This window comes from Phaeobacter sp. CECT 5382 (assembly GCF_001457775.1).
Lineage (GTDB): Bacteria > Pseudomonadota > Alphaproteobacteria > Rhodobacterales > Rhodobacteraceae > Pseudophaeobacter.
On record NZ_CYSG01000007.1, the window covers coordinates 34,190 to 54,559 of the forward strand.

The window sequence follows — 20,370 nt, forward strand, 5'->3', positions numbered from 1 at the left end:
TCAGATCCGCAGCAGCTATCAACGCGCGTGCCTTAGTGGCGCCGCGTCAACTGGCGATGTTGTTTTGATTCGGCCTTTGCCCGTGCGGGAACCAGCGCTGGTTCAAAGCGATGCGCGACAGGAGTGCCCCCACGAGGGCCTGATTTTTTCTCGGCCATCGACATGATCACCCAAGCAAACTGCACGCCTGCAAAAACGATCCCATTCATGAACCACAACAGGAAGACCGCCAGAATGCCATCGCTGGACTGGCTAACCAGCCCCCAGAGGTTCATCACATTGAACCAGAGCAGCATCGCGACAAAGCCAGCGGCAATCGCAAATCCGATGATGACGTTCTTGATATAGAGTTTGACCAGTTTGGGCATCTCGACCTCATTTCGTTGCATAGATAAGCTAAGCACTCAAAGGTCGGACGTCCAGCGCCTGCGTCAATATTGGTGGATTTTGGCTTAGCGCCAGTGTCGCAGCCCACTTCCATTCCGGCTCCATTCCGGCAACCTTTTGCCCAGACAAAGAAAAACGCCCCAGGAAAAACCGGGGGCGCGTTTTCTGTCATTGCCGTTTTTTGGTCTCAGAACGCTTCGGGCTTTGCCTCGCGCGCCATGTGATCCAATACGCCATTGACGAATTTCGATTCCTTGCCTTCGGGAAAGAAGGCCCGGGCAATATCGACGAACTCGTTGATCACCACCTTGGGCGGTGTTTTCGACTGCGTAAATTCGGCGCCGGCCGCGCGGAACAAGGCTCGCAGGGTCGGATCAATTCGGGCAATCGGCCATTTGGCAACCAGCGCGCGGTCGGTCATCTGGTCGATCGGGCCCTGATAGTTCACCGCATCCTTCACCAGTTTGCGAAAAAGCGCGGTGTCACCTTCGGCCATCTCGTCGCCCTCATAAACCGCGCCAAAACGGTGGTTTTCGAATTCAGCAATCACCTTGTCAAAGGTCTGATCGCTGTGTTCCATCTGGAACAGCGCCTGCACGGCATAAAGCCGGGCTGCAGATTTCATCTGGGTCTTGCCATTGCCCTTGGGGGCGCTGTCCGAATTGGTCATGCTGTGCGGGGTCCGTTTTCTGTGCCAGCCAGCTGAATGGCTTCGGAAGGCGCCTTAAAGCCGACTCCCTTGGTCTGGGCGCCCCACTTACGCGTCAGCGCAATAAGATGCAAGGCCGCAGCTGCAGCACCGCCACCCTTGTTCTGATCCCCCGGATCAGCGCGGACCTCGGCCTGTTTGCGATTTTCAACAGTCAGGATACCATTGCCAATGCACAGCCCCTGCAGCCCCAGCAACTGGATCGCCCGACTGCTGTCATTGCAGACGGTATCATAGTGGGTCGTTTCGCCACGAATGACACAGCCCAGCGCCACAAACCCATCAAAGTTGGAACTGCGGTCAGCAATCGCAATAGCGGTCGGGATTTCCAGCGCTCCGGGCACTTCGACCACCTCAAATGTGCCACCGGCAGCCTCGATCTCTGCCTGCGCACCAGCGACCATGTTGTCCGCGATATCCTTGTAATAAGGCGACACAACAATGGCCAGTTTCACTGGCTTATCAAAAGCGGCACGGGGCATGATGTAGTGCTGTTCGTGTCCAGCCATATCACTTGTCCTTCAGAATGGGGCGGGTGCCAACAATCGAGAGCCCATAGGCATCCAGACCGAGATAAGTCGTGGCAGGCGAATCCGTCAAGAGCTCCAGCTCATCCAGCCCCAGCTTTGACAGGATTTGAGCGCCCAATCCGGTTTGTTTGATGGTGCGCGGGCCCTCGTCTTCGGGCGCATAAAGCGCATGACGCGGCTCGCGGAACAGGCAGACAACACCGCGTCCCTCTTCGGCGATCAGCTCCATAGCGCGCGGCAGCTCACGCACAGGTTTGGGGCCAAGCCCCAGAATGTCAGAGGCTTCGTGCAGCGCATGGGTACGCGTCAGCACCGGGCCGCCGCTGGTAATGTCGCCTTTGATCAGCACCACGTGTTCCACACCATATGTCTGGTCGGTGAACAGGCGCATGTCCCAGTCGCCGCCAAACTCTGAGGTGACAGTACTGCGCGAGGTTTCCACCACGAGATTGTCGTTGCGGGCCCGATAGGCAATCAGATCCGAGATCGTGCCAATCTTCAGTGCGTGTTTCTCGGCGTAGTCAACCAGATCCGGAAGGCGCGCCATAGTGCCGTCTTCATTCATGATCTCGCAGATCACCGACGACGGGTAATGACCCGCCAGCCGTGCCACATCACAGCCTGCCTCGGTATGGCCAGCCCGCATCAAGACACCACCGCGCCGTGCGCGCAGCGGGAAGACATGACCCGGCGTGGCGATATCAGCAGCGGTTTTTTCCGGATCAATGGCCGTGGCCACAGTCAGCGCGCGGTCCGCAGCCGATATCCCGGTCGTAACCCCCTCGCGAGCCTCAATCGACACGGTAAAAGCGGTCTCGTGACGCGAAGAGTTGTGCATCGCCATCATCGGCAGGCCCAGCTCGTCAATCCGTTCAGCAGGCAGCGTCAGGCAGATCAGCCCACGCCCATGGGTGGCCATGAAATTGATCGCAGCGGCATCCGCACTTTGGGCCGGGATCACCAGATCGCCTTCGTTTTCGCGATCTTCGTGATCGACCAGAATGAACATCCGTCCCTCGCGGGCCTCGGTGATGATCTCTTCGATCGGGCTGATCGCCGCGCGCAAACGGGCCTCGATCGGCCCCGGTGTTTCAAAGCTCATGTTTCAGCCTTTCGATACGCATGCTCCAGGGCCCAATCGCCCGGCAGGTTATACAGGGCGAAATAGCCCACCCCAGCCGCAAAGACCAGCCCCACAAGCGGCACAGCGCGGGCTGGACGCGGCGTCCGGCTTCGGGCAGAAAGGTTAAATTGGATACAATATTCACAAAGCAGGAGAGGCCGCCATGCGCGCATCCCGTATACTTCAGGCCGTAGATGCCCACGCCGAGGGGGAACCGGGCCGTGTGATTACCGGTGGTATGCCCTTGCTGAAGGGTGCCACTGTTTTTGAAAAAATGCAGGACATGGCAGTACATTACGATGATATCCGCCTGCAGATGCTGCGCGAGCCACGCGGCAATCCGGGCCTCTGTGGCAATGCTATCGTGCCGCCTTGCCACCCGGATGCCGACGCTGGTTTCATCATCTTTGAGCAGACGGAATACCCGCCGATGTCCGGCTCCAACACCATCTGCGTGGTCACTGTGCTTCTGGAAACAGGCATTGTGCGCATGGTCGAACCCGTGACCGAACTGACACTGGAGGCCCCGGCGGGTCTGATCAAGGTGCGCGCCGACTGTCACGATGGCAAAGTAACCCGTGTTACCTTTGAAAACGTGCCAGCTTTTGCCATGCATCTTGATGCGCCTGTGGAGGTTGCTGGATTGGGCACGATCAAAGTTGACGTGGCCTGGGGCGGAATGTTCTTTGTGCTGATCAACGGCGAAACAATCGGCCTGGATCCCAGCGCCGAGAACGGTACCGAGATCGTCCGCGTCAGCGAAGCGATCCGCCACGCCACGGCAGAACAGCTGCCCGTGGTGCATCCGGAAAATCCCGATATCACCGGCCCGACCATCACCAATCTCTGGGCCCCTGCCCAAAATCCCGAAACCGACGGGCGTGGGGCGATCACCATCTCCACGGGAGCATTTGATCCCGCCCGACCGCAGGACGCCAGCGGCATTCTGGATCGCTCCCCCTGCGGCACGGGCACCTGCGCCAAAATGGCGGTTCTACATGCGCGCGGCCAACTTGCCCTGGGCCAAGACTATGTAAACGCAGGCCCGTTGGGCACCACCTTCACCGGCCGCATTCTGAAGACAACGACGGTGGGAGGCTACCCCGCCATCGTGCCTTCGCTTTCAGGTCAGGGCTGGATCTACGGGCTTGCCTCTTACACCCTGGATCCGAGCGACCCTTTCCCGCAGGGCTATACCGTTGGCGACATGTGGTGACGCGCGCGCCGCGCAAGCGGTGCGCGCCCGACCCAACGGGCCATTCTGCATCTTGGATGCTGAGTGGCTGGGCGGGAGCCCCGCCCTTGCCGCAAACCAGGTGTCCAAAACAAAAAATGTCCGGCAATGCAGCCGGGCATTTTGATCCGTCACAGGAATTTCTGTCACAGGGAAGGTCGCGACCTAGTCGGCCTCATGCAGCCGCGCCACATAACGTGCAAGTGTGTCGATCTCCAGATTGATCTGATCGCCCAACTGCACGTCCCCCCAGGTGGTCACATCCTTGGTGTGTGGGATGAAATTGATGCCGAAATCGCAGCCGTCGACATCATTGACCGTAAGCGAGGTGCCATTGAGCGCAACCGACCCTTTGGGTGCAATGAACCGCGCCAGCTCCTTTGGTGCGCGCAGGGTCACGCGGGTGCTGTCACCCTCATCCACCATTGCGACCACCTCAGCGACGCCATCCACATGGCCGGAAACGATATGCCCGCCAAGCTCGTCTCCCACCTTCAAGGCGCGCTCCAGGTTGACCCGTTTTCCGACCACCCAGGCACCCACATTGGTTTTCGAGACCGTCTCTGCAGAAATCTGCACATCGTAGAAATCCGCGCCCAACTCGATCACGGTCAAGCAGACCCCATCCGAGGCGATTGAAGCCCCCAGATCAATTGTCGCCGTATCGTAGGCCGTTTTGATCCGCGCCCGCAGATCACCTTGCTGATCCAACTGGGCAATGGTTCCAATGTCAGTCACAATACCGGTGAACATGGGTCAGCTCTCCTTGGCTACGGCTGGGGTCTTTTTCCCAAGAGGTAGCTGAGCCCGAAAGCCTCTACAAGTCCTCACAGCTCTCCTCAGGTCTTCCCAATCCCTCGCAAGCGCCCCCGGCGGCTTCCTTTGCTGGGATCGCCCAAGCCATTGCCCGGCAGCCGGAGGCGCGATATGGCTGTGGTACTATACAATTCCCCCGCGGTTCAGCTGCAGACTTGCCCTCCCGGTCCTGCGGAAAACCAGAACTGACCGTCTCTCAAACCCGGCTTCCCGATGTCCGAACACGCCAGTACAACACGCAGCTTTCTCTTTTTGCAGGGACCACACGGGCCGTTCTTTAGCGGCCTGGGAAGAATGCTGCGCGCCGCTGACTGCAGTGTCTGGCGCATCGGGTTCAACGCCGGCGATCAAGCCTTTTGGCGCAACAAGACAAGCTACCTGCCCTTTCGTGGCACGCTTGCGGAATGGCCAGAGTATTTTTTGCAAACCTGTCGCGACAAAGGCATCAGCGACATTGTGCTCTACGGCGACACCCGCCCGATCCATGCCAAGGCCATTGCTGCCGCCAAATCTGCTGGCCTGCGGGTACATGTCTTTGAAGAAGGCTATATGCGGCCCTATTGGGTCACCTATGAGCGCGACGGATCCAACGGCCACTCCCGGCTGATGCAGACCTCGGTGAAGGACATGCGGACAAGACTTGAACAATCCGATATCGAAACCCCACCGCCCCCGGCGCACTGGGGTGATATGCGCCAGCATGTTTTCTATGGGGCGCTCTATCATTGGTTCGTCATGTTTCAAAACCAAGGGTACCGCAATTTCCGCCCCCACCGCGCGATTTCCGTCACCCGGGAGTTTAAGCTCTACCTCAAACGCCTGCTCCTGATGCCTGCGCAGGCCATCGAACGCGGTCTGGCAACCCGGCGCATTCGCAACGGTGGCTTCCCCTATCATCTCGCCCTGCTGCAGCTGGAGCACGACAGCGCCTTCCAGATGCATTCCCCATTCGAGACCATGGTCGATTTTCTGGCCGAGGTGATCGCCGGATTTGCTGCTGGTGCACCGCGTCATCATCATCTTGTGATCAAGGCCCACCCTCTTGAGGATGGGCGCGCGCCCATCCGCCGCGCTTTGCGCCGGCTTGCCCGCAGCCATGGCATCGCTGACCGGGTTCATTATGTGCGTGGCGGCAAGCTGGCGGAACTTCTGAACGATGCCCGCAGCGCGGTCACCGTCAACTCCACCGCCGGGCAACAGGTTCTGTGGCGCGGCATCCCGCTCAAAGTGTTTGGCACCGCCGTCTATGATAAGCCCGAATTCACCTCGGATCAGTCTCTGGTCAAATTCTTTGAAGCCCCTGATAGACCGGATAGCCGCGCCTACCGGGACTATCGGCGCTATCTGATGGAGACCTCGCAGATGCCCGGAGGGTTCTATTCGCGCACCGGGCGCAAGCAACTGCTGCGCCATGTGGTTGATATGATGCTGTCGCCTCATGACCCATATGAGGCCCTGCGTCATGGCACAGCGGCACCAAGGCAACAGTTATCCGTGGTGCGCTGAGCGAAACAACCAGCAACACTGGATTTTTCCCGCACTGCTGGCTAGACTGACCAAAAAACTGAGGCAGAACAATAATAGGTCGAGGAGACCGAGCAGTGAAAAACGTCCCCCTTCGTTGGGCGCGGCCCGTGGCGATTCTCGTTGCACTGTCGCTTGCGGCTTCGTGCAGCCTCCCAAGAGTCGGACCGAGCAAGCGTGAAATCTTTGCCGGATCCGTGCAAAAGGAAGGCGATGCCTTCATCGTTTCCGTCAATGACCGGGTCACCCGTGCCACGGCTGTTGTCCCCGCCCTAGGTTTCTCGAAAAGCTTCACAAACGCTGGTCGCCTGACCTCCGACACCATTCGCCCCGGCGATGTTCTGGGTCTGACGATCTGGGAAAACGTCGACGATGGGCTGCTTGCGGGTGAAGCAACCAATGCCACCGCCCTCGAAGAAGTCCAGGTCGACAGCGCCGGCTACATTTTTGTGCCCTATGCCGGGCGGCTGCGCGCCTCTGGCAACACACCCGAACAGCTGCGCGAAATCATCACCAAGAAACTCGAAGACCAGACTCCTGACCCGCAGGTTCAGGTGCGCCGCATCGCCGGTGATGGATCTACCGTAAGCCTGACCGGCGCCGTGGGTGGACAGGGTGTCTATGCCATCGAACGCCCGACCCGCACACTTTCGACCATGCTGGCCCGGGCTGGCGGTGTCTCGATCGAGCCGGAAATCACCCAGATCACCGTGATCCGCGGCAAGGAACAGGGCAAGATCTGGCTGCAGGATCTGTTCAAACACCCCGAGCTCGACATCGCCCTGCGCGGGGGGGACCGCATTCTGGTCGAGGCCGACAGCCGCTCCTTCACCGCTTTGGGAGCGACCAGCGCCCAGGCCCGTGTTCCCTTCGAAAGTCAGGATCTGTCGGCCCTTGAAGCCATTGCTCAGGTTGGTGGTTTGATCTCAACCACCTCTGATCCCACTGGCGTATTCGTTTTCCGCAATGAGCCCGGCGAAATTGCCAATCACGTTCTGGGGCGAGATGATCTGGTGGGAGCGCAGCGCATGGTCTATGTGCTGAACCTGACGCAGCCCAACGGGCTGTTCGTCGCGCGCGATTTTGTGATCCGTGACGAAGACACGCTCTATGTCACCGAAGCGCCCTATGCGCAGTGGACCAAGACGATTTCACTTCTGGCCAGCCCGCTGACGCCGCTTGCCAATGTCGAGACCCTCTTTGGCGGCAGCTGATCGGATGAATCCGCTGGCTGAACAGACACAGGCCGGGGGCAATGGCTCCCGGCTTTTTGTTTATAACGGCGGTTTTCTGACCCAACGCCGTTTGCGTCGCATCCTGGGCTGTACGGGCTACAAATTGCGCCTTGGGTTGCCTGATCGTGGCGATCTGGTTGGCATCTGGGGCAATTCGCCCACCGCACACCGCGGCCGTAAGGTCGCAAAGGATCGCGGTGTCGGACTACTCAATGTAGAAGATGCCTTCCTGCGCTCGATCCATCCCGGCCGCGTCCACAAAGAGCCCCCCCTGGGGTTGTTGCTGGATCGCCGGGGCATGCATTTTGACCCCAGCAGGCCCTCGGATCTGGAAAACCTTCTGGCAAGCCATCCGCTGGATGACAGCCACATGAACGGGCGCGCCCGCGACGCCATTCACCGGCTGAAAGAGCTGCACCTGAGCAAATACAATGCCTTCTCCCCTGAAGCGCCAGTACCCGCCCCCGGCTATGTCTTGGTGGTGGATCAGCTGCGTGGTGATGCCTCTGTGGCGGCATCCAAGGCGGATCGTGCCCGGTTCTGCGAGATGCTCGTCTTTGCCCAGGAAGAAAACCCCGGCGCGCGGATCCTGATCAAGACCCACCCGGAAACCCAGGACGGTCATCGCCCCGGTCACTACAAAACCCAGGACGCGCAGGACGCCCAAGGCAGGCGGGGGCGCATCGAACTGTTCAGCGATCCGGTCTCACCCTGGGCGCTGCTCGAGGGGGCAACGGCCGTCTATACAGTCTCGTCGCATCTTGGCTTTGAGGCCATCCTGTCGGGCCACAAGCCCCGCGTCTTTGGCCAGCCTTTCTATGCCGGATGGGGCCTGACGCAGGACGAAGACCCGGTGGCCCGCCGCCAGCGCAGGCTGACGCGGGCACAGCTGTTTTCCGCCGCAATGATCCTTTATCCAACCTGGTATGATCCTTTCACCGACCAGATTTGCGAGCTGGAGCGGGTGATTGACACGCTGGAGGCCCAGACCCGCGCTTGGCGCCAGGACCGAAACGGCTGGACGGCTTCGGGTATGCGTTTGTGGAAGCGTAAACCGCTGCAGGATTTCTTTGGTCAGTACAAGAAAGTGCGGTTCATTGAAGACCCGCAGAAAGCCCATATCAGTGGGCGCAACCGTATGGTCTGGGCAGGTAAAGCCACCAAAAATCACGCCGGGGCCGCCAAACTCGAAGACGGTTTTCTGCGCTCCCGCGGGCTTGGGGCCAAACTGGTCGCCCCGATGTCGCTGGTGCTGGACCGTCAGGGTATTTACTACGACCCCAGCCAGCCTTCGGATCTGGATAATCTCATTGCCGCAAGTGTCGATCTGGAGCCGGAAAAGGCCCGCCGCACCGAGGCCCTGCTACACGAACTTATCCGCAATAGCCTGTCGAAATACAACCTCGGCGGTGAGACCCACGAACTGCCGACCGGACGCCGCATTCTGGTCCCCGGTCAGGTGGAGGACGATGTCTCGATCCTGCTGGGCGCAGGCCCCATCAAGACCAATCTGGACCTGCTGCGCGCCACCCGCGAAGCCAACCCAGACGCGGTCATTATCTACAAGCCACACCCTGACGTAGAAGCCGGCCTGCGACCCGGGCTGATCCCGGAATCGGAACTGGCCAATCTGACGGATCTGGTGGCCCATCACAGCGATCCAATCGCCCTTCTGGATGAAGCACAGGAGGTCTGGACCATGACCTCACTTTTAGGGTTCGAGGCGCTGATACGCGGTGCCAAGGTCACCACCTTTGGCCTGCCCTTCTATGCTGGCTGGGGATTGACGCAGGATCGCTGCACCGCACCAAGCTGGCGCAGCGCCCGCCCGGATTTGCTTGGGCTCGCCCATGCGGTACTGATTGATTATCCCCGGTATTATGACCCGGTGACCAGACAGCCCTGCCCGCCCGAAGTGGTGGTGGAACGGCTGGTCACCGGGAACATACCCAAGGCAGGATTTGGCAACCGGACCCTATCCAAGCTCCAAGGGCTTTTTGCGACCTATACGCATCTCTGGCGCTGACCGACCCAAAGATAGAGAGAAAGCCAGAGATCGGGACCTGGATCAAGAATACAAACAAACAGCAGCGATGGCGGCTATTAATGCTCAGCTGGACCGCCGCCAACGATGCATCACATCGCCCCCCACCGCCGCAGTCTCGATCAGATCAAACCGCGGCGCGGCTTCAAGACGTTCAAGACCTAGTGCGCCGATGGATGGCAGGCCTTCAGCGCCGATACCAAGACCGGCGGTAAAACCGATCAATTCATCCACCAGATCAAAGGCCAGAAGTGACGCTGCAAGCGCGCTGCCCCCCTCGCAGAAAACACGCGTCAGACCAGCCTTGCCCAGTTGCTGCAGGATATCATGTGCGTCCAGCTGCACGCCTCTGCTGGCGCAGGGAAGCAATCGCGCGCCCAAACCTTCCCAGGCCTGCTTGCGCTCTGCATCGGCTCCCTGCCCATGGCACAGCCACAGCGGTACATGTTTTGCAGAGGTCGCCAGCTGACTGATCAGCGGCAGATCCAGGTGGCGTGAAGTCACCACCCGCACCGGCTGATGCACAACGCCAAGATCACGCACCGTCAGCGTCGGATCATCTGCCCGTGCCGTCCCGGCCCCCACCATGACCGCATCATGGCGTGCCCGCATGGCATGCACAGCACGCCGTGCCTCAACGCCAGTGATCCATTTGCTTTGGCCCGCGCCCGTGGCGATACGCCCATCAAAACTACTGGCCATTTTGAGTGTCACAAAGGGGCGGCCCTGTTCGGTTTTGTAAAAGAACCCGGCATGATCGCAAGCAGCCTCCTCCGCGAGGACCCCGGTTTTCACGGTGATCCCGGCGCGGCGCAACATCTCGAACCCCTGCCCCGACACCCGTGGATCACTGTCACCGATGGCAGCCACCACATGCGCCACACCCGCGTCGATCAGCGCCTGAGCACAAGGAGGGGTCGCGCCTTGATGCGAACAGGGCTCCAACGTCACATAGGCGGTTGCCCCACGCGCCAACACACCCGCCTGATCCAGAGCTTCGGTTTCTGCATGGGGCCGACCGCCGGGTTTGGTCCAACCGCGCCCGACAATCCGTCCATCTCGTACCAGCACACAGCCAACCGCCGGGTTGGGCCAACAATTTCCCTGCCCGCGTCGGCCAAGCGAAAGCGCCAAGGCCATGTACCTGGTATCCGTATCCGTCACGTCTGATCTGCCAATTCACTTTCAGCAGCGTCCTGTTCCGGTCTTCGTCAAAATCCCGGCATAGGCCTGCTGGTTGCTCTTACTCTGACCTATCGCAGCGCCAATGCGGCACGGCAAGAGCTGGTCAGTCTTCTCCAGGTGTCATCGGGCGAAGTTCGTGGACAAAATCTTCGAAATCATCAGCCGCTTGAAAATTTTTGTAAACACTTGCAAAGCGCACATAGGCAACCGTGTCGATCCGCGCCAGCGCCTCCATCACGATCTCGCCGATCTTCTTGGAAGAAATGTCCGTCTCCCCCATGCTTTCAAGGCGCCGCACAATGCCCGAGATCATCTGATCAATCCGCTCGGGATCAATCGGACGTTTCTGCATCGAAATCCGGATAGAACGTTCCAGCTTGTCACGATCGAAATCTTCGCGTTTACCATTGGTCTTGACGACAACCAGATCGCGCAACTGCACCCGTTCATATGTGGTGAAACGCCCGCCACAGGCAGGACAAAAGCGGCGGCGGCGGATCGACACGTGATCCTCTGCAGGCCGTGAATCCTTCACCTGAGTGTCGATATTTCCACAAAACGGACAGCGCATCAGCCGTTCCCCTTTTCCCAACACCTGTCATTTGTGCGTAGTTGCGCACAGTTATCCACAACTATAGGGCAGCCGCTAGGAATTGGGTAGAGGGGAAATGAAACCGCAAGATAAAGCGATCTTTCCCCCTTGCTTCCTGTCAGAGGCTAAGGTGCGCTACGACCTGCCGTTGGTGCGGAGCATCCCGGTGTTCAAACAAGTAAACGCCTTGCCAGGTCCCAAGGGCCAATACCCCATCACGCACTGGAATGGTCAGGCTTACAGGCATCATGGCCGCCTTGATATGCGCAGGCATATCATCCACCCCTTCATAGGTGTGGCGAAGATAGGACATGCTCGGATCATTGCTCGGGGGGACCAAGCGCCTGAAGAAGGCGCGCAGATCTCTCTGCACATCAGGATCGGCGTTTTCCTGGATCAGGAGCGAACAGGAGGTGTGGCGGACAAACAGGGTGAGAACGCCATATTTAGCCCCAGACCCAGCCTTGAGCCCACTCCCCTGCTTGCAACCACCTGAGGCAAGCCAGCGACGCAAGTCATCTGTAAACTCATAGAGACCCTGACCCTGGGTCGAAATCAAAAAATCATTCTGCATCCTCCAGCCTTGCCGGAGCTCTGCAGCAGCTGCAAGGTCAAAGCCGGGCTGTGATACCCAGAGTTGCAGTTTAGTTGAACGGGAAAAACCGATCCCCAAGCCGATCGGTGCAATGATTGCGGGCCAGCATAGCATTACGATTGTCGCCCACATGCTTGACGTTCAAAGAGACCGTCGGTTTGGTATCCACCCCTGGCGGTGGGGTCAGAGAAAAATGCACAGATTTATTTCCCGGGCGGTTCACAGCCGGTCCAACACCTCGCCAGATATAGATCCGTTGCGTCGCCTGGGTCCGCAGCTGTCGAATGGCAAAATCACCGATGGCACACCAGTAGTCCTGCGCCCCCGACCCCACTTCGTTCACAACCTCCCAAACACCCTGCGAAACCGGTAGAACCTCGTGCCGGTTCCAGGCTCTCCAGGCCTCGGCCGTGACCGGAACCGAAAGCGCTACGGCCATACAAAGAGCAAAGTTTAGAATGCGCCGTGTCATGTTGTTCTCCTCTACCAAGAGTCCTGGTTACAAACTGCACGAAACGTGATCCTATCTCAAACCAATGCCTGAACTGGGAGAGAAAGGGTCAAAACCCCGCCGGTAATTGATTGCAATAGGCATAGGCATCCCGCACAAGCCGACTATCGCCCCGCGCCAAGCTGTTTACGCTGCCAGTCTGCCCGCTGTCCGACCCACCACCCGCCAAGCCAGCCTGCAGTGTGAACTGCACAGCGGACCGGCGGTTGCTGGTCTCACTTGCCCCGAGCCCTCTGTAGACAAAGATGCGCGCATCCCAGGGTGCTTTGAGGGCACGGTGCGCATAGTCTCCGGCTGCGCACCAGTAACTCCGACCATGCCCGCCAGACCGAGGAACAACTTCGTAAACACCATCCTTGACCGGATTGACACGCGTCCCCTCACGAGACGTAAACGCACTGGCACTGCCGGGAAAGCCAAGTGTCAGAACAGAAAAAGCCGCTGTAACAAAAACAGAAAAAACCAATGAAACCCGTGAGACATTCTTCATAGCACCACCCCTAACATTGCGCATAGACGCCCAAACCGGGCGTTCTCGAACAACAATAGTATCTCAGCAGAGCCTGACCATTCACAGTTCCGTGCAAGCCGACCTTCTGACAAGAACGTGTTTGCGCCTCAGCCTCTGGCCTGGCTTTAGTCAGACCAGAGGTCCTTGCAACCTACCGGGCGGCACACGCCACGCGGAATATTTTTCGGATGCCACCCTATCTGAAAACGAATAGCCCCGGGCTAGCGTCGCTCGGTCTCGCGTTGATGACAGTAACCGCGTGCTTGTTGCACGGACATCCTGTCACCTGGATTTATCCCCCAACGCAACCACCCTTGTGGTCTTGGAAACTCGGCAACTTCAGCAGGCGACAGGGTGAACTGAACCGCAGTCCGACGCCCCGTGGTCACACTGGCACCGCGTCCGCGAACGACATAAACCTGATCCGTCCAGCCGGCACCTTTGACCCGACGGGCGTATTCTGCCGCGCCGCACCAGAAATCCCGCAGATCTCCACCCGATGTCGGAATAACTTCGAAAACCTGGGAATCTACCGGATTGACTCGGACTCCAGGTTTGGCGGTGAAAGCCTGAGCAGAAACCGGTTGCAAACTACCTGCTGCCAGACAAAGCATGATCAGATGTCGTTTCATGGTGTATATGTCCCCTATCTGACGCAAATATATGCAAGCCGTCAAAGGGTTCCAAGGGCTGGTGGGACGCAACCGCAAAAACTATACCCGCCTGCGGATAGGTCGCCTTCAGGGCATCGTTTGTGTATCTCACAGAGAGCGCGGACAACCTTTATCAACTGAGAGCCTAGCCAAATTGCCAAGACGCCCCGCCAAGTTTGCAGTTCAACTCCTTGGGTCAAATCCAGGGGCTAGACCTGCAAGCCGGGATTACGCCCCTCCGGCAGCCGGGAAGGCAATGATCTGTGCCGACTGACCAGACCCGAGAGATTTTTCCAGGATCGCCAAGACCGCCGGGTTCGGGGTACTGCCACCATCCGGGCTGAACTTTGCTCGGGCTTGATCGCGCAGCATTTTCCGAGCGGGCCCTGCCGCCATGGCCTGCAATGCCTCCCCCTGCTCCTTCAGGGCTTCGACCATGAATTGATTGGCATCCGTCAGGGTTTTCAGCGTCTCAAGTTTGCTTTCCAAAGCACCAAGCGCAGCATTCAGGTTTTGATTGGCAGACATTTTTTCCCCTTACGACAGCACAGAGCTTCGATCATCACGACCTATTCACCCAAGTTTAGAGGCCAATAGAGGTTGCAAACAAGGCATTCGATTAACAATTGGTTAATCCTTAATTCAATCCTCTACGGATCAAGCGAACCCCCTCAAGTATCTATGAAAAATGCACCCTGATATCGGATCAGCAGCCCTACAAGCGGCAGGCTGGCAGAAATATCAAAGCCAAACTGACCTTGAGCAGTAGCAAATTCACGCGCAGCCGATCTGGGGTTCATCCATCCAGGCAAAGGCAGGCCAAAGATCCGCGCGCCAATCACCCGGACCAACAGATCGTCAACCTTAACCTCAAGGGTCAGATCAATGGCAAAGGGGCCAAAGCGCTCGACGGCGCAGCCACGTCTGCGGTCATAACTCAGCACGGATGTGGTAACCGCAGATGCAAACTGTCGCCGCCAGATCTGGCCTTTGGCATGTGGCGCGACCTCGATCTCAAAGGGAACATTCTGTCCTGCGGCTGGAAACCCCGCAAGACGGGTAACGCAGCGCGCCAGCCAGGACCCGGTTTGCACCTGCGCTCGCCCACTGTACTTGCCAGCCGTGTTATGATGAAACCGCGCAATCTGCACCGGAACCTGCAAGCCCTTGGCTGCAATGATCTCACCAAATGCGTCGCTCATGGTGCTGGTTTCCAATCCAAAAAACGCGCGCGCAGATCGTCATCCGGCACCAGACAAGTTTCCGTCCGCCCAAAGAGCAGATAGCGGTTGCGTGCCACCGCATGATACATCGGATCCTTCAGCCAGACCGGCAGAAACCGACACAGCCCCAGGATCCACCAAAGCCCAGGCAGCGCCCGCATCGCGGCGGCAAACGCATCCAACCGCTGATAGGTCTGACCGTCAACAATTACCAGATTGGTTTCAAAATCGTCTGTCGGCAGCCCCCGTTCACGATAGAGCTGCTGGCCAAGCGCAGACTGTGCCGTGGCAAAAGAAAACCGCTGCGCGCGGTCATGGCGCAGCATGAACCGGAAGAAATGCGAGCACAGCACGCATTCGCCATCAAAGACGATGAGATCACAATCCGGTTGCTTACAGGTCCCCAAGGAGCCCCCCGTATTTTCAAATCAATGCCAGCTTTGGCTCTCATGAGCATAGGTCTGACCAACGGCCTCCTTGGCCGCAAAAAGCGGCAGCGGGTAGCCTGCGCTTGTCACGGACCCGACATCGCAATCCAATTGCGCCAGTGTCTTGCCATTCTGCACAACCGTCACACCACCATAGAGAGGAGACTGGACCTCTTCGCCCCTGCGCTCAAACCCATAGTGGACAAGGTAAAGCACACCTTGGTTTTCAACTGTGAACTCTTCCCAGATGGAGCGACCGATCCCAGGCCAGGGCTGCAGATCGACTTCGCTCACATGCCGAGACAGCTGCAAATCCGGGGTCGCCCCCTTTGCACCAAAGGCATACGAGACCTCATGTCCCTGTAGGCAGGTTTGCAGGGCTTTGCGCCCCTTTTTCAAAGTACAGGAAACCAGGGTTTCTGCCCCAACCGGGCAGGCAGCAACCGGATTGCTAACAAATGTCAGGCTCACGACAGCAGAAAAAAGGAACTGTGAAAAAAATCGCATCAGGACGGCCCCGATTGAATAGCAGCAGTGAAAAGGGCGCCTCCGAGGAGACGCCCATGTCTTTATTGATCCAGGAAGCTGCGCAGCTTGCGGCTTCGGCTGGGGTGCTTCAGCTTCCGCAGCGCTTTGGCTTCGATCTGGCGGATCCGTTCCCGCGTAACCGAGAACTGCTGGCCGACCTCTTCCAGCGTGTGGTCGGTGTTCATGCCGATGCCAAAACGCATCCGCAGAACCCGTTCCTCGCGTGGCGTCAGGGAGGCCAATACCCGCGTGGTGGTTTCCTTGAGGTTTTCCTGAATGGCGCTGTCCAGCGGCAGCACGGCATTCTTGTCCTCGATGAAATCGCCCAACTGGCTGTCTTCTTCGTCGCCAATCGGCGTCTCAAGGCTGATAGGCTCCTTGGCGATCTTCATCACCTTGCGGACCTTCTCCAGCGGCATCTGCAGCTTTTCGGCCAGCTCTTCCGGGGTTGGCTCGCGGCCAATCTCGTGCAGCATCTGGCGACCGGTACGAACCAGTTTATTGATGGTCTCAATCATATGGACCGGGATACGGATGGTGCGGGCCTGGTCTGCGATCGAGCGCGTGATGGCCTGACGGATCCACCAGGTCGCGTAAGTGCTGAACTTGTAACCCCGGCGGTATTCGAACTTGTCTACCGCCTTCATCAGGCCGATGTTGCCTTCCTGGATGAGGTCCAGGAACTGCAGGCCACGGTTGGTGTATTTCTTGGCGATCGAGATCACCAGACGCAGGTTGGCCTCGACCATTTCCTTTTTCGCCTGACGGGCCTCTTTTTCGCCTTTTTGAACCTGCTGCACGATGCGGCGGAATTCAGAGATATCAAGACCAACATACTGACCAACCTGCGCCATGTCTGCGCGCAGCTCTTCGACTTTCTCGGTGGAGCGTTCGATGAACATCTGCCAGCCACGGCCGGGCTTTTCACCCATGTCCGACAGCCAGTTAGGGTCAAGCTCGCGGCCCCGGTAGGCTTCGACGAATTCGCGACGGTTGATACGGGCCTGATCCGCCAGCTTCACCATCGAGCTGTCAATCTGCATGACCCGGCGGTTGATGCCATAGAGCTGGTCGATCAGGGCGTCGATACGGTTGTTATGCAGATGCAGCCCATTAACCAGCTCGACGATCTCGGACCGTAGCGCCTGATAGGTTTTTTCGTCCTGCGAACTGAACGATCCGTCTTCATTGAGGGTCGCCGAAATCCGGCTATCCTGCATCTCCGACAGCTGGGCAAAATCGGTTGAGATCCGCTCCAACGTCGTCAGAACACGGTCTTTCAGGGCCGCTTCCATCGCGGCGAGCGACATATTCGCCTGCTCGTCCTCGTCATCATCGTCATCCGAGGCAATCGGGTTGCCATCCGCGTCGAGCTCTTGGGTTTCTTCCTTGGCGGGTTGCGCCGCAGGGGCGGCGCCAGGTGCGACAGGCACGACCGGCTCATCGGATTCGCCGTCTTCGTCCATCTGGTTGCCAAAAGTGGCCTCCAGATCGATCACGTCGCGCAACAGAATATCTTCGGACAGAAGTTCGTCATGCCAGATGGTGATCGCCTGAAAGGTCAACGGGCTTTCACAAAGCCCGGCGATCATGGTGTTGCGCCCGGCCTCGATGCGCTTGGCGATGGCGATTTCGCCCTCACGGCTGAGCAGTTCAACCGAGCCCATCTCGCGCAGATACATCCGCACCGGGTCGTCAGTGCGATCCAGTTTTTCAGCAGCGGCACCGGCAACAGCGACTTCACGCGGGCTATCGGCGGAAACCAGTTCGGTCGAGCCCTTTTGCTCTTCCTCTTCGACTTCCTCGTCTTCGATAATATTGATGCCCATCTCTGACAGCATCGACATCACGTCTTCGATCTGCTCAGAGCTCACCTGTTCGGGTGGCAGCACCTGATTGAGCTGATCATAAGTGATGTAGCCCTTCTCACGGGCTTCGGCGATCATCTTCTTGACCGCGGTCTGGCTCATGTCCAGCGAGATTTCAGCGTCCTGATCGTCAGGCTTACGGTCGTCGTTATCTTTGGCGGCCATTCATTGCTCCCCTAAGAGGCTGGGCGATTCGGATGCGCGAATCATTAGCGCGATCTGGTGATTCGTCACCCGGTTTAGCGAATTTTCTTTAGCTCTTCCTTAGCAAAACGACTCGTGGGCCTCACGAATCACTTTTGAGAAAAGCCAATTCTGTCCAAAAGGGCGCCAAAGGCATCACGTTCTTCGCGATCAAGACGTGCTCCATTCTCGCCCACATCATATGTGGCCTTGTCCTCATTCTCGCTGCGCACAGCGCGATTGCGGGCTTCTGCAGCCTGCTTCAAACGCCAGGTCAATGCCTCATCAGCAAGCCCTGTCAGATCCTCTGCGGCCTCGGCCAGTTCTGCATCCAACCCCCGCATTGCTTCCAGCTTGGCAAATTCTTCGGCCAGAGTCAGTCGGGCCGCTTCGGTATCGCCGGGTTTACGCAGGCACGGAATGATTGCCACATGGCGAAGGGTCATCAGGTTTTCAAGAGCCAGTGGCCCGAGGTTGTCGAGAATGCGATCCTTGAGGCCCATTGGAGCATCAACTGATGCATCGATACCATAGCGCAGCACCTGATCACGCAGCGCGCCAAGGTCCGGATCGGCACAGTGCATCCGTTCCAGATTGCTTTCGAACTCACCGATGACATCTGGTGTGGTGATCGCCACCGCCAGCACCACAGCTTCGCGGACCCGCGCCAGCGCCGCATCATCAGCCGCCGCCACCAATGAGCTACGGGTACTGGCAAGCGGTGCAGGTGTTACCCCCTGCCCTTTCCAGGGCTTGCGCGCGCCATCGCCAAACCCGCCCTTGCGACCTGGCTTCCAGCCATCGCCGGACCTGCCGCCCTGCACGCCCCCCTGCATGAAGTCACCGCCAGCGCCTTCGGGACGATTGCCTCGAAACAAGTCCCAACGCAGATCCTTGATGTCTTCGCCGTAGTGTTTGCGAATAGAGGGGTCACGGATCAGTTTGATCTTTTCGCGCAGCGCTTTATCCAAAGCAGCCTTGCGTTCGGGACTGTCAAAGACCTTGCCTTCGGTTTCGCGCTGCCACAGCAATTTGACCATGGGCATCGCCTGGTCCAGCACCGCCTTCACCGCTTCGGGGCCCTTGGATTTGATCAGGTCATCCGGATCCTGGCCATCCGGCATCACCGCAAAGCGCAGGGATTTTCCGGCCTGCAATAGTGGTAGGGCCAGATCGATCACACGCATGGCTGCACGCAGCCCGGCCGTGTCGCCATCCAGTGCAATGATCGGCTCATCCGCCATGCGCCACATCATCTGCAGCTGGTTTTCCGTCACTGCCGTTCCCAGAGGGGCGACTGAGGACTGAAACCCGCCTTCGGACAGCGCGATCACATCCATGTAGCCTTCGGCCACGATCAGCGGCGTGCCCCGCCCGGCCGCCGCACGTGCAGGGGCGTGATTGTACAGACTGCGCCCCTTGTCGAACAGTTCGGTCTCGGGCGAGTTCAGGTATTTGGCGTTGTCATTTGGATCCATTGCGCGACCACCAAAAGCAATGGCACGCCCACGTGCATCCCGGATCGGGAACATGATCCGGTTGCGAAAGGTATCATAGGATCTTCCGCCCTTGGTTGACGGCTTGGCAAGCCCTGCCGCCATGATCAGGTCTTCGGGCACATTCTTGCCGCGCAGATGATCCCAAAGGTTCTGCCAGCCATCCGGGGCAAAGCCGATCTCCCAGCGATCCAGCGCCGGAGGCGTCAGGCCGCGTCGCTGCAGATAACTGCGCGCCATTGCGGCGTTGTTCGTTTTCAGCTGCAGACGGAAAAACTGCACCGCCTGTTCCATCACCTCGATCAACAGGGTGCGTCGGTCCTGTTTCTGCTGTGCCTTGGGATCCCGCGCAGGCATCTCCATTCCGGCTTCGCGCGCCAAGATTTCCACCGCCTCCATGAAGCCGACATTCTCGGTTTCCTGGACGAATTTCAGCGCATCCCCTTTGGCCTGACAGCCAAAACAGTAATAATAGCCCTTGCGGTCATCCACATGAAAAGACGCGCTTTTTTCATGGTGAAAGGGACAGGGCGCCCAAAGATCACCCTTGCCCATATTGGATTTTCGCTGATCCCACATGACTTTGCGCCCCACAACATCTGAGATGCTGATGCGGCTGCGCAATTCATCCATGAAGCCGGGTGTCAAAGACATATCAGTTGGATTTCAGCTGTTGCTGCATCGCCTGGATCTGGTCCCAGTTCTCAAGACATTGCTGTTCGAGAAGGGGGCCAAATTCGGTCACTTTCAGGTCACGACGCTTCATCGCATAGATATGCGACACAAGCTGCGGAATCGCCTTGGAATACTGCGCGGGCCATGCGGGGTTACTGTCGAGAATAACCTGCTCTGCCTGAGCATGTTTCACGCGATCCAGACGCGCGGCCTGAACGGCGGCCATGACCTGGCCCTGGTACTTGCAGCTTTCCTCTTTCTTTTCAGCTGCATAGACAGGCGTAGCCAAAAGAATGGCCGCGAGGGTGATGCGGATCATG

At 58.5% G+C, this 20,370-nt stretch carries 22 protein-coding genes; 4 read left to right on the plus strand and 18 right to left on the minus strand.

Annotation, left to right across the window (positions count from 1 at the left end; translation table 11 throughout):
- Window positions 1-32: 32 nt before the first annotated feature.
- The 4 genes from PH5382_RS09210 to ribB all read right to left on the minus strand — a co-directional run bounded on the left by PH5382_RS09210 (window position 33) and on the right by ribB (window position 2,728).
- Window positions 33-368, minus strand: coding sequence for a hypothetical protein (locus PH5382_RS09210; RefSeq protein WP_058334092.1), 336 nt, complete (start codon window positions 366-368; stop codon window positions 33-35).
- A 206-nt stretch (window positions 369-574) separates the two neighbouring features.
- Window positions 575-1,057, minus strand: a complete 483-nt coding sequence (nusB, locus tag PH5382_RS09215; protein WP_058334093.1) for a transcription antitermination factor NusB — start codon at window positions 1,055-1,057, stop codon at window positions 575-577.
- On the minus strand, window positions 1,054-1,605 hold the full coding sequence (locus tag PH5382_RS09220; RefSeq protein WP_058334094.1) for a 6,7-dimethyl-8-ribityllumazine synthase: 552 nt from the start codon (window positions 1,603-1,605) through the stop codon (window positions 1,054-1,056). The genes nusB and PH5382_RS09220 overlap by 4 nt, the downstream gene beginning before the upstream one ends.
- A gap of 1 nt (window position 1,606) precedes the next feature.
- Window positions 1,607-2,728: a 3,4-dihydroxy-2-butanone-4-phosphate synthase gene (ribB, locus tag PH5382_RS09225; protein WP_058334095.1), complete on the minus strand. Its 1,122-nt coding sequence runs from the start codon at window positions 2,726-2,728 to the stop codon at window positions 1,607-1,609.
- A gap of 184 nt (window positions 2,729-2,912) precedes the next feature.
- On the opposite strand from ribB, the gene PH5382_RS09230 reads away from it, so the two are divergent.
- Window positions 2,913-3,965 carry a proline racemase family protein gene (locus tag PH5382_RS09230; RefSeq protein ID WP_058334096.1) on the plus strand — a complete coding sequence of 351 codons (1,053 nt, stop codon included), beginning with the start codon at window positions 2,913-2,915 and terminating at the stop codon, window positions 3,963-3,965.
- Between the two features lie 183 nt (window positions 3,966-4,148).
- Here PH5382_RS09230 and PH5382_RS09235 read toward each other — a convergent pair whose 3' ends face one another.
- Entirely contained in the window at window positions 4,149-4,736 is a 588-nt protein-coding gene (locus tag PH5382_RS09235) for a riboflavin synthase (protein WP_058334097.1), read from the minus strand.
- Window positions 4,737-5,012: 276 nt separating this feature from the next.
- On the opposite strand from PH5382_RS09235, the gene PH5382_RS09240 reads away from it, so the two are divergent.
- From PH5382_RS09240 to PH5382_RS09250, 3 genes are all read left to right on the plus strand, one after another.
- Window positions 5,013-6,305: a capsule biosynthesis protein gene (locus PH5382_RS09240; RefSeq protein ID WP_058334098.1), complete on the plus strand. Its 1,293-nt coding sequence runs from the start codon at window positions 5,013-5,015 to the stop codon at window positions 6,303-6,305.
- A gap of 95 nt (window positions 6,306-6,400) precedes the next feature.
- Window positions 6,401-7,537, plus strand: coding sequence for a polysaccharide biosynthesis/export family protein (locus tag PH5382_RS09245; protein ID WP_058334099.1), 1,137 nt, complete (start codon window positions 6,401-6,403; stop codon window positions 7,535-7,537).
- 4 nt (window positions 7,538-7,541) lie between these two features.
- Complete coding sequence (locus PH5382_RS09250; protein WP_058334100.1) at window positions 7,542-9,584, plus strand: capsular polysaccharide biosynthesis protein; 2,043 nt, start codon at window positions 7,542-7,544, stop codon at window positions 9,582-9,584.
- A gap of 84 nt (window positions 9,585-9,668) precedes the next feature.
- Here the strand turns inward: PH5382_RS09250 and ribD are convergent, their stop codons facing one another.
- The 13 genes from ribD to PH5382_RS09310 form a co-directional block, all read right to left on the minus strand.
- Window positions 9,669-10,766 (minus strand): bifunctional diaminohydroxyphosphoribosylaminopyrimidine deaminase/5-amino-6-(5-phosphoribosylamino)uracil reductase RibD, encoded by a 1,098-nt coding sequence (ribD, locus tag PH5382_RS09255; RefSeq protein WP_255354100.1) that lies wholly within the window; start codon window positions 10,764-10,766, stop codon window positions 9,669-9,671.
- A 124-nt stretch (window positions 10,767-10,890) separates the two neighbouring features.
- On the minus strand, window positions 10,891-11,358 hold the full coding sequence (gene nrdR / locus PH5382_RS09260; protein ID WP_058334102.1) for a transcriptional regulator NrdR: 468 nt from the start codon (window positions 11,356-11,358) through the stop codon (window positions 10,891-10,893).
- Window positions 11,359-11,497: 139 nt separating this feature from the next.
- Complete coding sequence (locus PH5382_RS09265; RefSeq protein WP_058334103.1) at window positions 11,498-11,953, minus strand: secondary thiamine-phosphate synthase enzyme YjbQ; 456 nt, start codon at window positions 11,951-11,953, stop codon at window positions 11,498-11,500.
- Window positions 11,954-12,023: 70 nt separating this feature from the next.
- On the minus strand, window positions 12,024-12,446 hold the full coding sequence (locus tag PH5382_RS09270; RefSeq protein WP_058334104.1) for a hypothetical protein: 423 nt from the start codon (window positions 12,444-12,446) through the stop codon (window positions 12,024-12,026).
- 88 nt (window positions 12,447-12,534) lie between these two features.
- Complete coding sequence (locus PH5382_RS09275; RefSeq protein WP_058334105.1) at window positions 12,535-12,975, minus strand: hypothetical protein; 441 nt, start codon at window positions 12,973-12,975, stop codon at window positions 12,535-12,537.
- Window positions 12,976-13,217: 242 nt separating this feature from the next.
- On the minus strand, window positions 13,218-13,628 hold the full coding sequence (locus PH5382_RS19440; protein ID WP_082645615.1) for a DOMON domain-containing protein: 411 nt from the start codon (window positions 13,626-13,628) through the stop codon (window positions 13,218-13,220).
- Between the two features lie 249 nt (window positions 13,629-13,877).
- Window positions 13,878-14,177 carry a hypothetical protein gene (locus tag PH5382_RS09280; protein ID WP_058334106.1) on the minus strand — a complete coding sequence of 100 codons (300 nt, stop codon included), beginning with the start codon at window positions 14,175-14,177 and terminating at the stop codon, window positions 13,878-13,880.
- Between the two features lie 143 nt (window positions 14,178-14,320).
- Entirely contained in the window at window positions 14,321-14,851 is a 531-nt protein-coding gene (locus PH5382_RS09285) for a DUF4166 domain-containing protein (protein ID WP_058334107.1), read from the minus strand.
- The gene (locus PH5382_RS09290) at window positions 14,848-15,279 is read right to left on the minus strand and encodes a thiol-disulfide oxidoreductase DCC family protein (protein WP_058334108.1); all 432 of its coding nucleotides are present in this window, start codon (window positions 15,277-15,279) and stop codon (window positions 14,848-14,850) included. Before PH5382_RS09290 ends, PH5382_RS09285 begins: the two co-directional genes overlap by 4 nt.
- Before the next feature lie 21 nt (window positions 15,280-15,300).
- On the minus strand, window positions 15,301-15,771 hold the full coding sequence (locus tag PH5382_RS09295; RefSeq protein WP_156414875.1) for a hypothetical protein: 471 nt from the start codon (window positions 15,769-15,771) through the stop codon (window positions 15,301-15,303).
- Window positions 15,772-15,869: 98 nt separating this feature from the next.
- On the minus strand, window positions 15,870-17,861 hold the full coding sequence (gene rpoD, locus PH5382_RS09300; RefSeq protein ID WP_058334110.1) for an RNA polymerase sigma factor RpoD: 1,992 nt from the start codon (window positions 17,859-17,861) through the stop codon (window positions 15,870-15,872).
- A 128-nt stretch (window positions 17,862-17,989) separates the two neighbouring features.
- Window positions 17,990-20,029: a DNA primase gene (dnaG, locus tag PH5382_RS09305; protein WP_058334111.1), complete on the minus strand. Its 2,040-nt coding sequence runs from the start codon at window positions 20,027-20,029 to the stop codon at window positions 17,990-17,992.
- Window position 20,030: 1 nt separating this feature from the next.
- Window positions 20,031-20,369 (minus strand): hypothetical protein, encoded by a 339-nt coding sequence (locus PH5382_RS09310; protein ID WP_058334112.1) that lies wholly within the window; start codon window positions 20,367-20,369, stop codon window positions 20,031-20,033.
- Between the last annotated feature and the right edge of the window lies 1 nt (window position 20,370).

What these genes read in the sequence shown, in the direction of transcription:
- PH5382_RS09270 (WP_058334104.1), bottom strand. Translation starts at nt 12,446, where the DNA reads ATGACACGGCGCATTCTAAACTTTGCTCTTTGTATGGCCGTAGCGCTT.
- PH5382_RS09250 (WP_058334100.1), top strand. Translation starts at nt 7,542, where the DNA reads ATGAATCCGCTGGCTGAACAGACACAGGCCGGGGGCAATGGCTCCCGG.
- PH5382_RS09275 (WP_058334105.1), bottom strand. Translation starts at nt 12,975, where the DNA reads ATGAAGAATGTCTCACGGGTTTCATTGGTTTTTTCTGTTTTTGTTACA.
- PH5382_RS09235 (WP_058334097.1), bottom strand. Translation starts at nt 4,736, where the DNA reads ATGTTCACCGGTATTGTGACTGACATTGGAACCATTGCCCAGTTGGAT.
- nrdR (WP_058334102.1), bottom strand. Translation starts at nt 11,358, where the DNA reads ATGCGCTGTCCGTTTTGTGGAAATATCGACACTCAGGTGAAGGATTCA.
- PH5382_RS09265 (WP_058334103.1), bottom strand. Translation starts at nt 11,953, where the DNA reads ATGCAGAATGATTTTTTGATTTCGACCCAGGGTCAGGGTCTCTATGAG.
- PH5382_RS09310 (WP_058334112.1), bottom strand. Translation starts at nt 20,369, where the DNA reads ATGATCCGCATCACCCTCGCGGCCATTCTTTTGGCTACGCCTGTCTAT.
- dnaG (WP_058334111.1), bottom strand. Translation starts at nt 20,029, where the DNA reads ATGTCTTTGACACCCGGCTTCATGGATGAATTGCGCAGCCGCATCAGC.
- PH5382_RS09285 (WP_058334107.1), bottom strand. Translation starts at nt 14,851, where the DNA reads ATGAGCGACGCATTTGGTGAGATCATTGCAGCCAAGGGCTTGCAGGTT.
- PH5382_RS19440 (WP_082645615.1), bottom strand. Translation starts at nt 13,628, where the DNA reads ATGAAACGACATCTGATCATGCTTTGTCTGGCAGCAGGTAGTTTGCAA.
- rpoD (WP_058334110.1), bottom strand. Translation starts at nt 17,861, where the DNA reads ATGGCCGCCAAAGATAACGACGACCGTAAGCCTGACGATCAGGACGCT.
- PH5382_RS09230 (WP_058334096.1), top strand. Translation starts at nt 2,913, where the DNA reads ATGCGCGCATCCCGTATACTTCAGGCCGTAGATGCCCACGCCGAGGGG.
- PH5382_RS09240 (WP_058334098.1), top strand. Translation starts at nt 5,013, where the DNA reads ATGTCCGAACACGCCAGTACAACACGCAGCTTTCTCTTTTTGCAGGGA.
- PH5382_RS09280 (WP_058334106.1), bottom strand. Translation starts at nt 14,177, where the DNA reads ATGTCTGCCAATCAAAACCTGAATGCTGCGCTTGGTGCTTTGGAAAGC.
- PH5382_RS09220 (WP_058334094.1), bottom strand. Translation starts at nt 1,605, where the DNA reads ATGGCTGGACACGAACAGCACTACATCATGCCCCGTGCCGCTTTTGAT.
- PH5382_RS09210 (WP_058334092.1), bottom strand. Translation starts at nt 368, where the DNA reads ATGCCCAAACTGGTCAAACTCTATATCAAGAACGTCATCATCGGATTT.
- ribB (WP_058334095.1), bottom strand. Translation starts at nt 2,728, where the DNA reads ATGAGCTTTGAAACACCGGGGCCGATCGAGGCCCGTTTGCGCGCGGCG.
- nusB (WP_058334093.1), bottom strand. Translation starts at nt 1,057, where the DNA reads ATGACCAATTCGGACAGCGCCCCCAAGGGCAATGGCAAGACCCAGATG.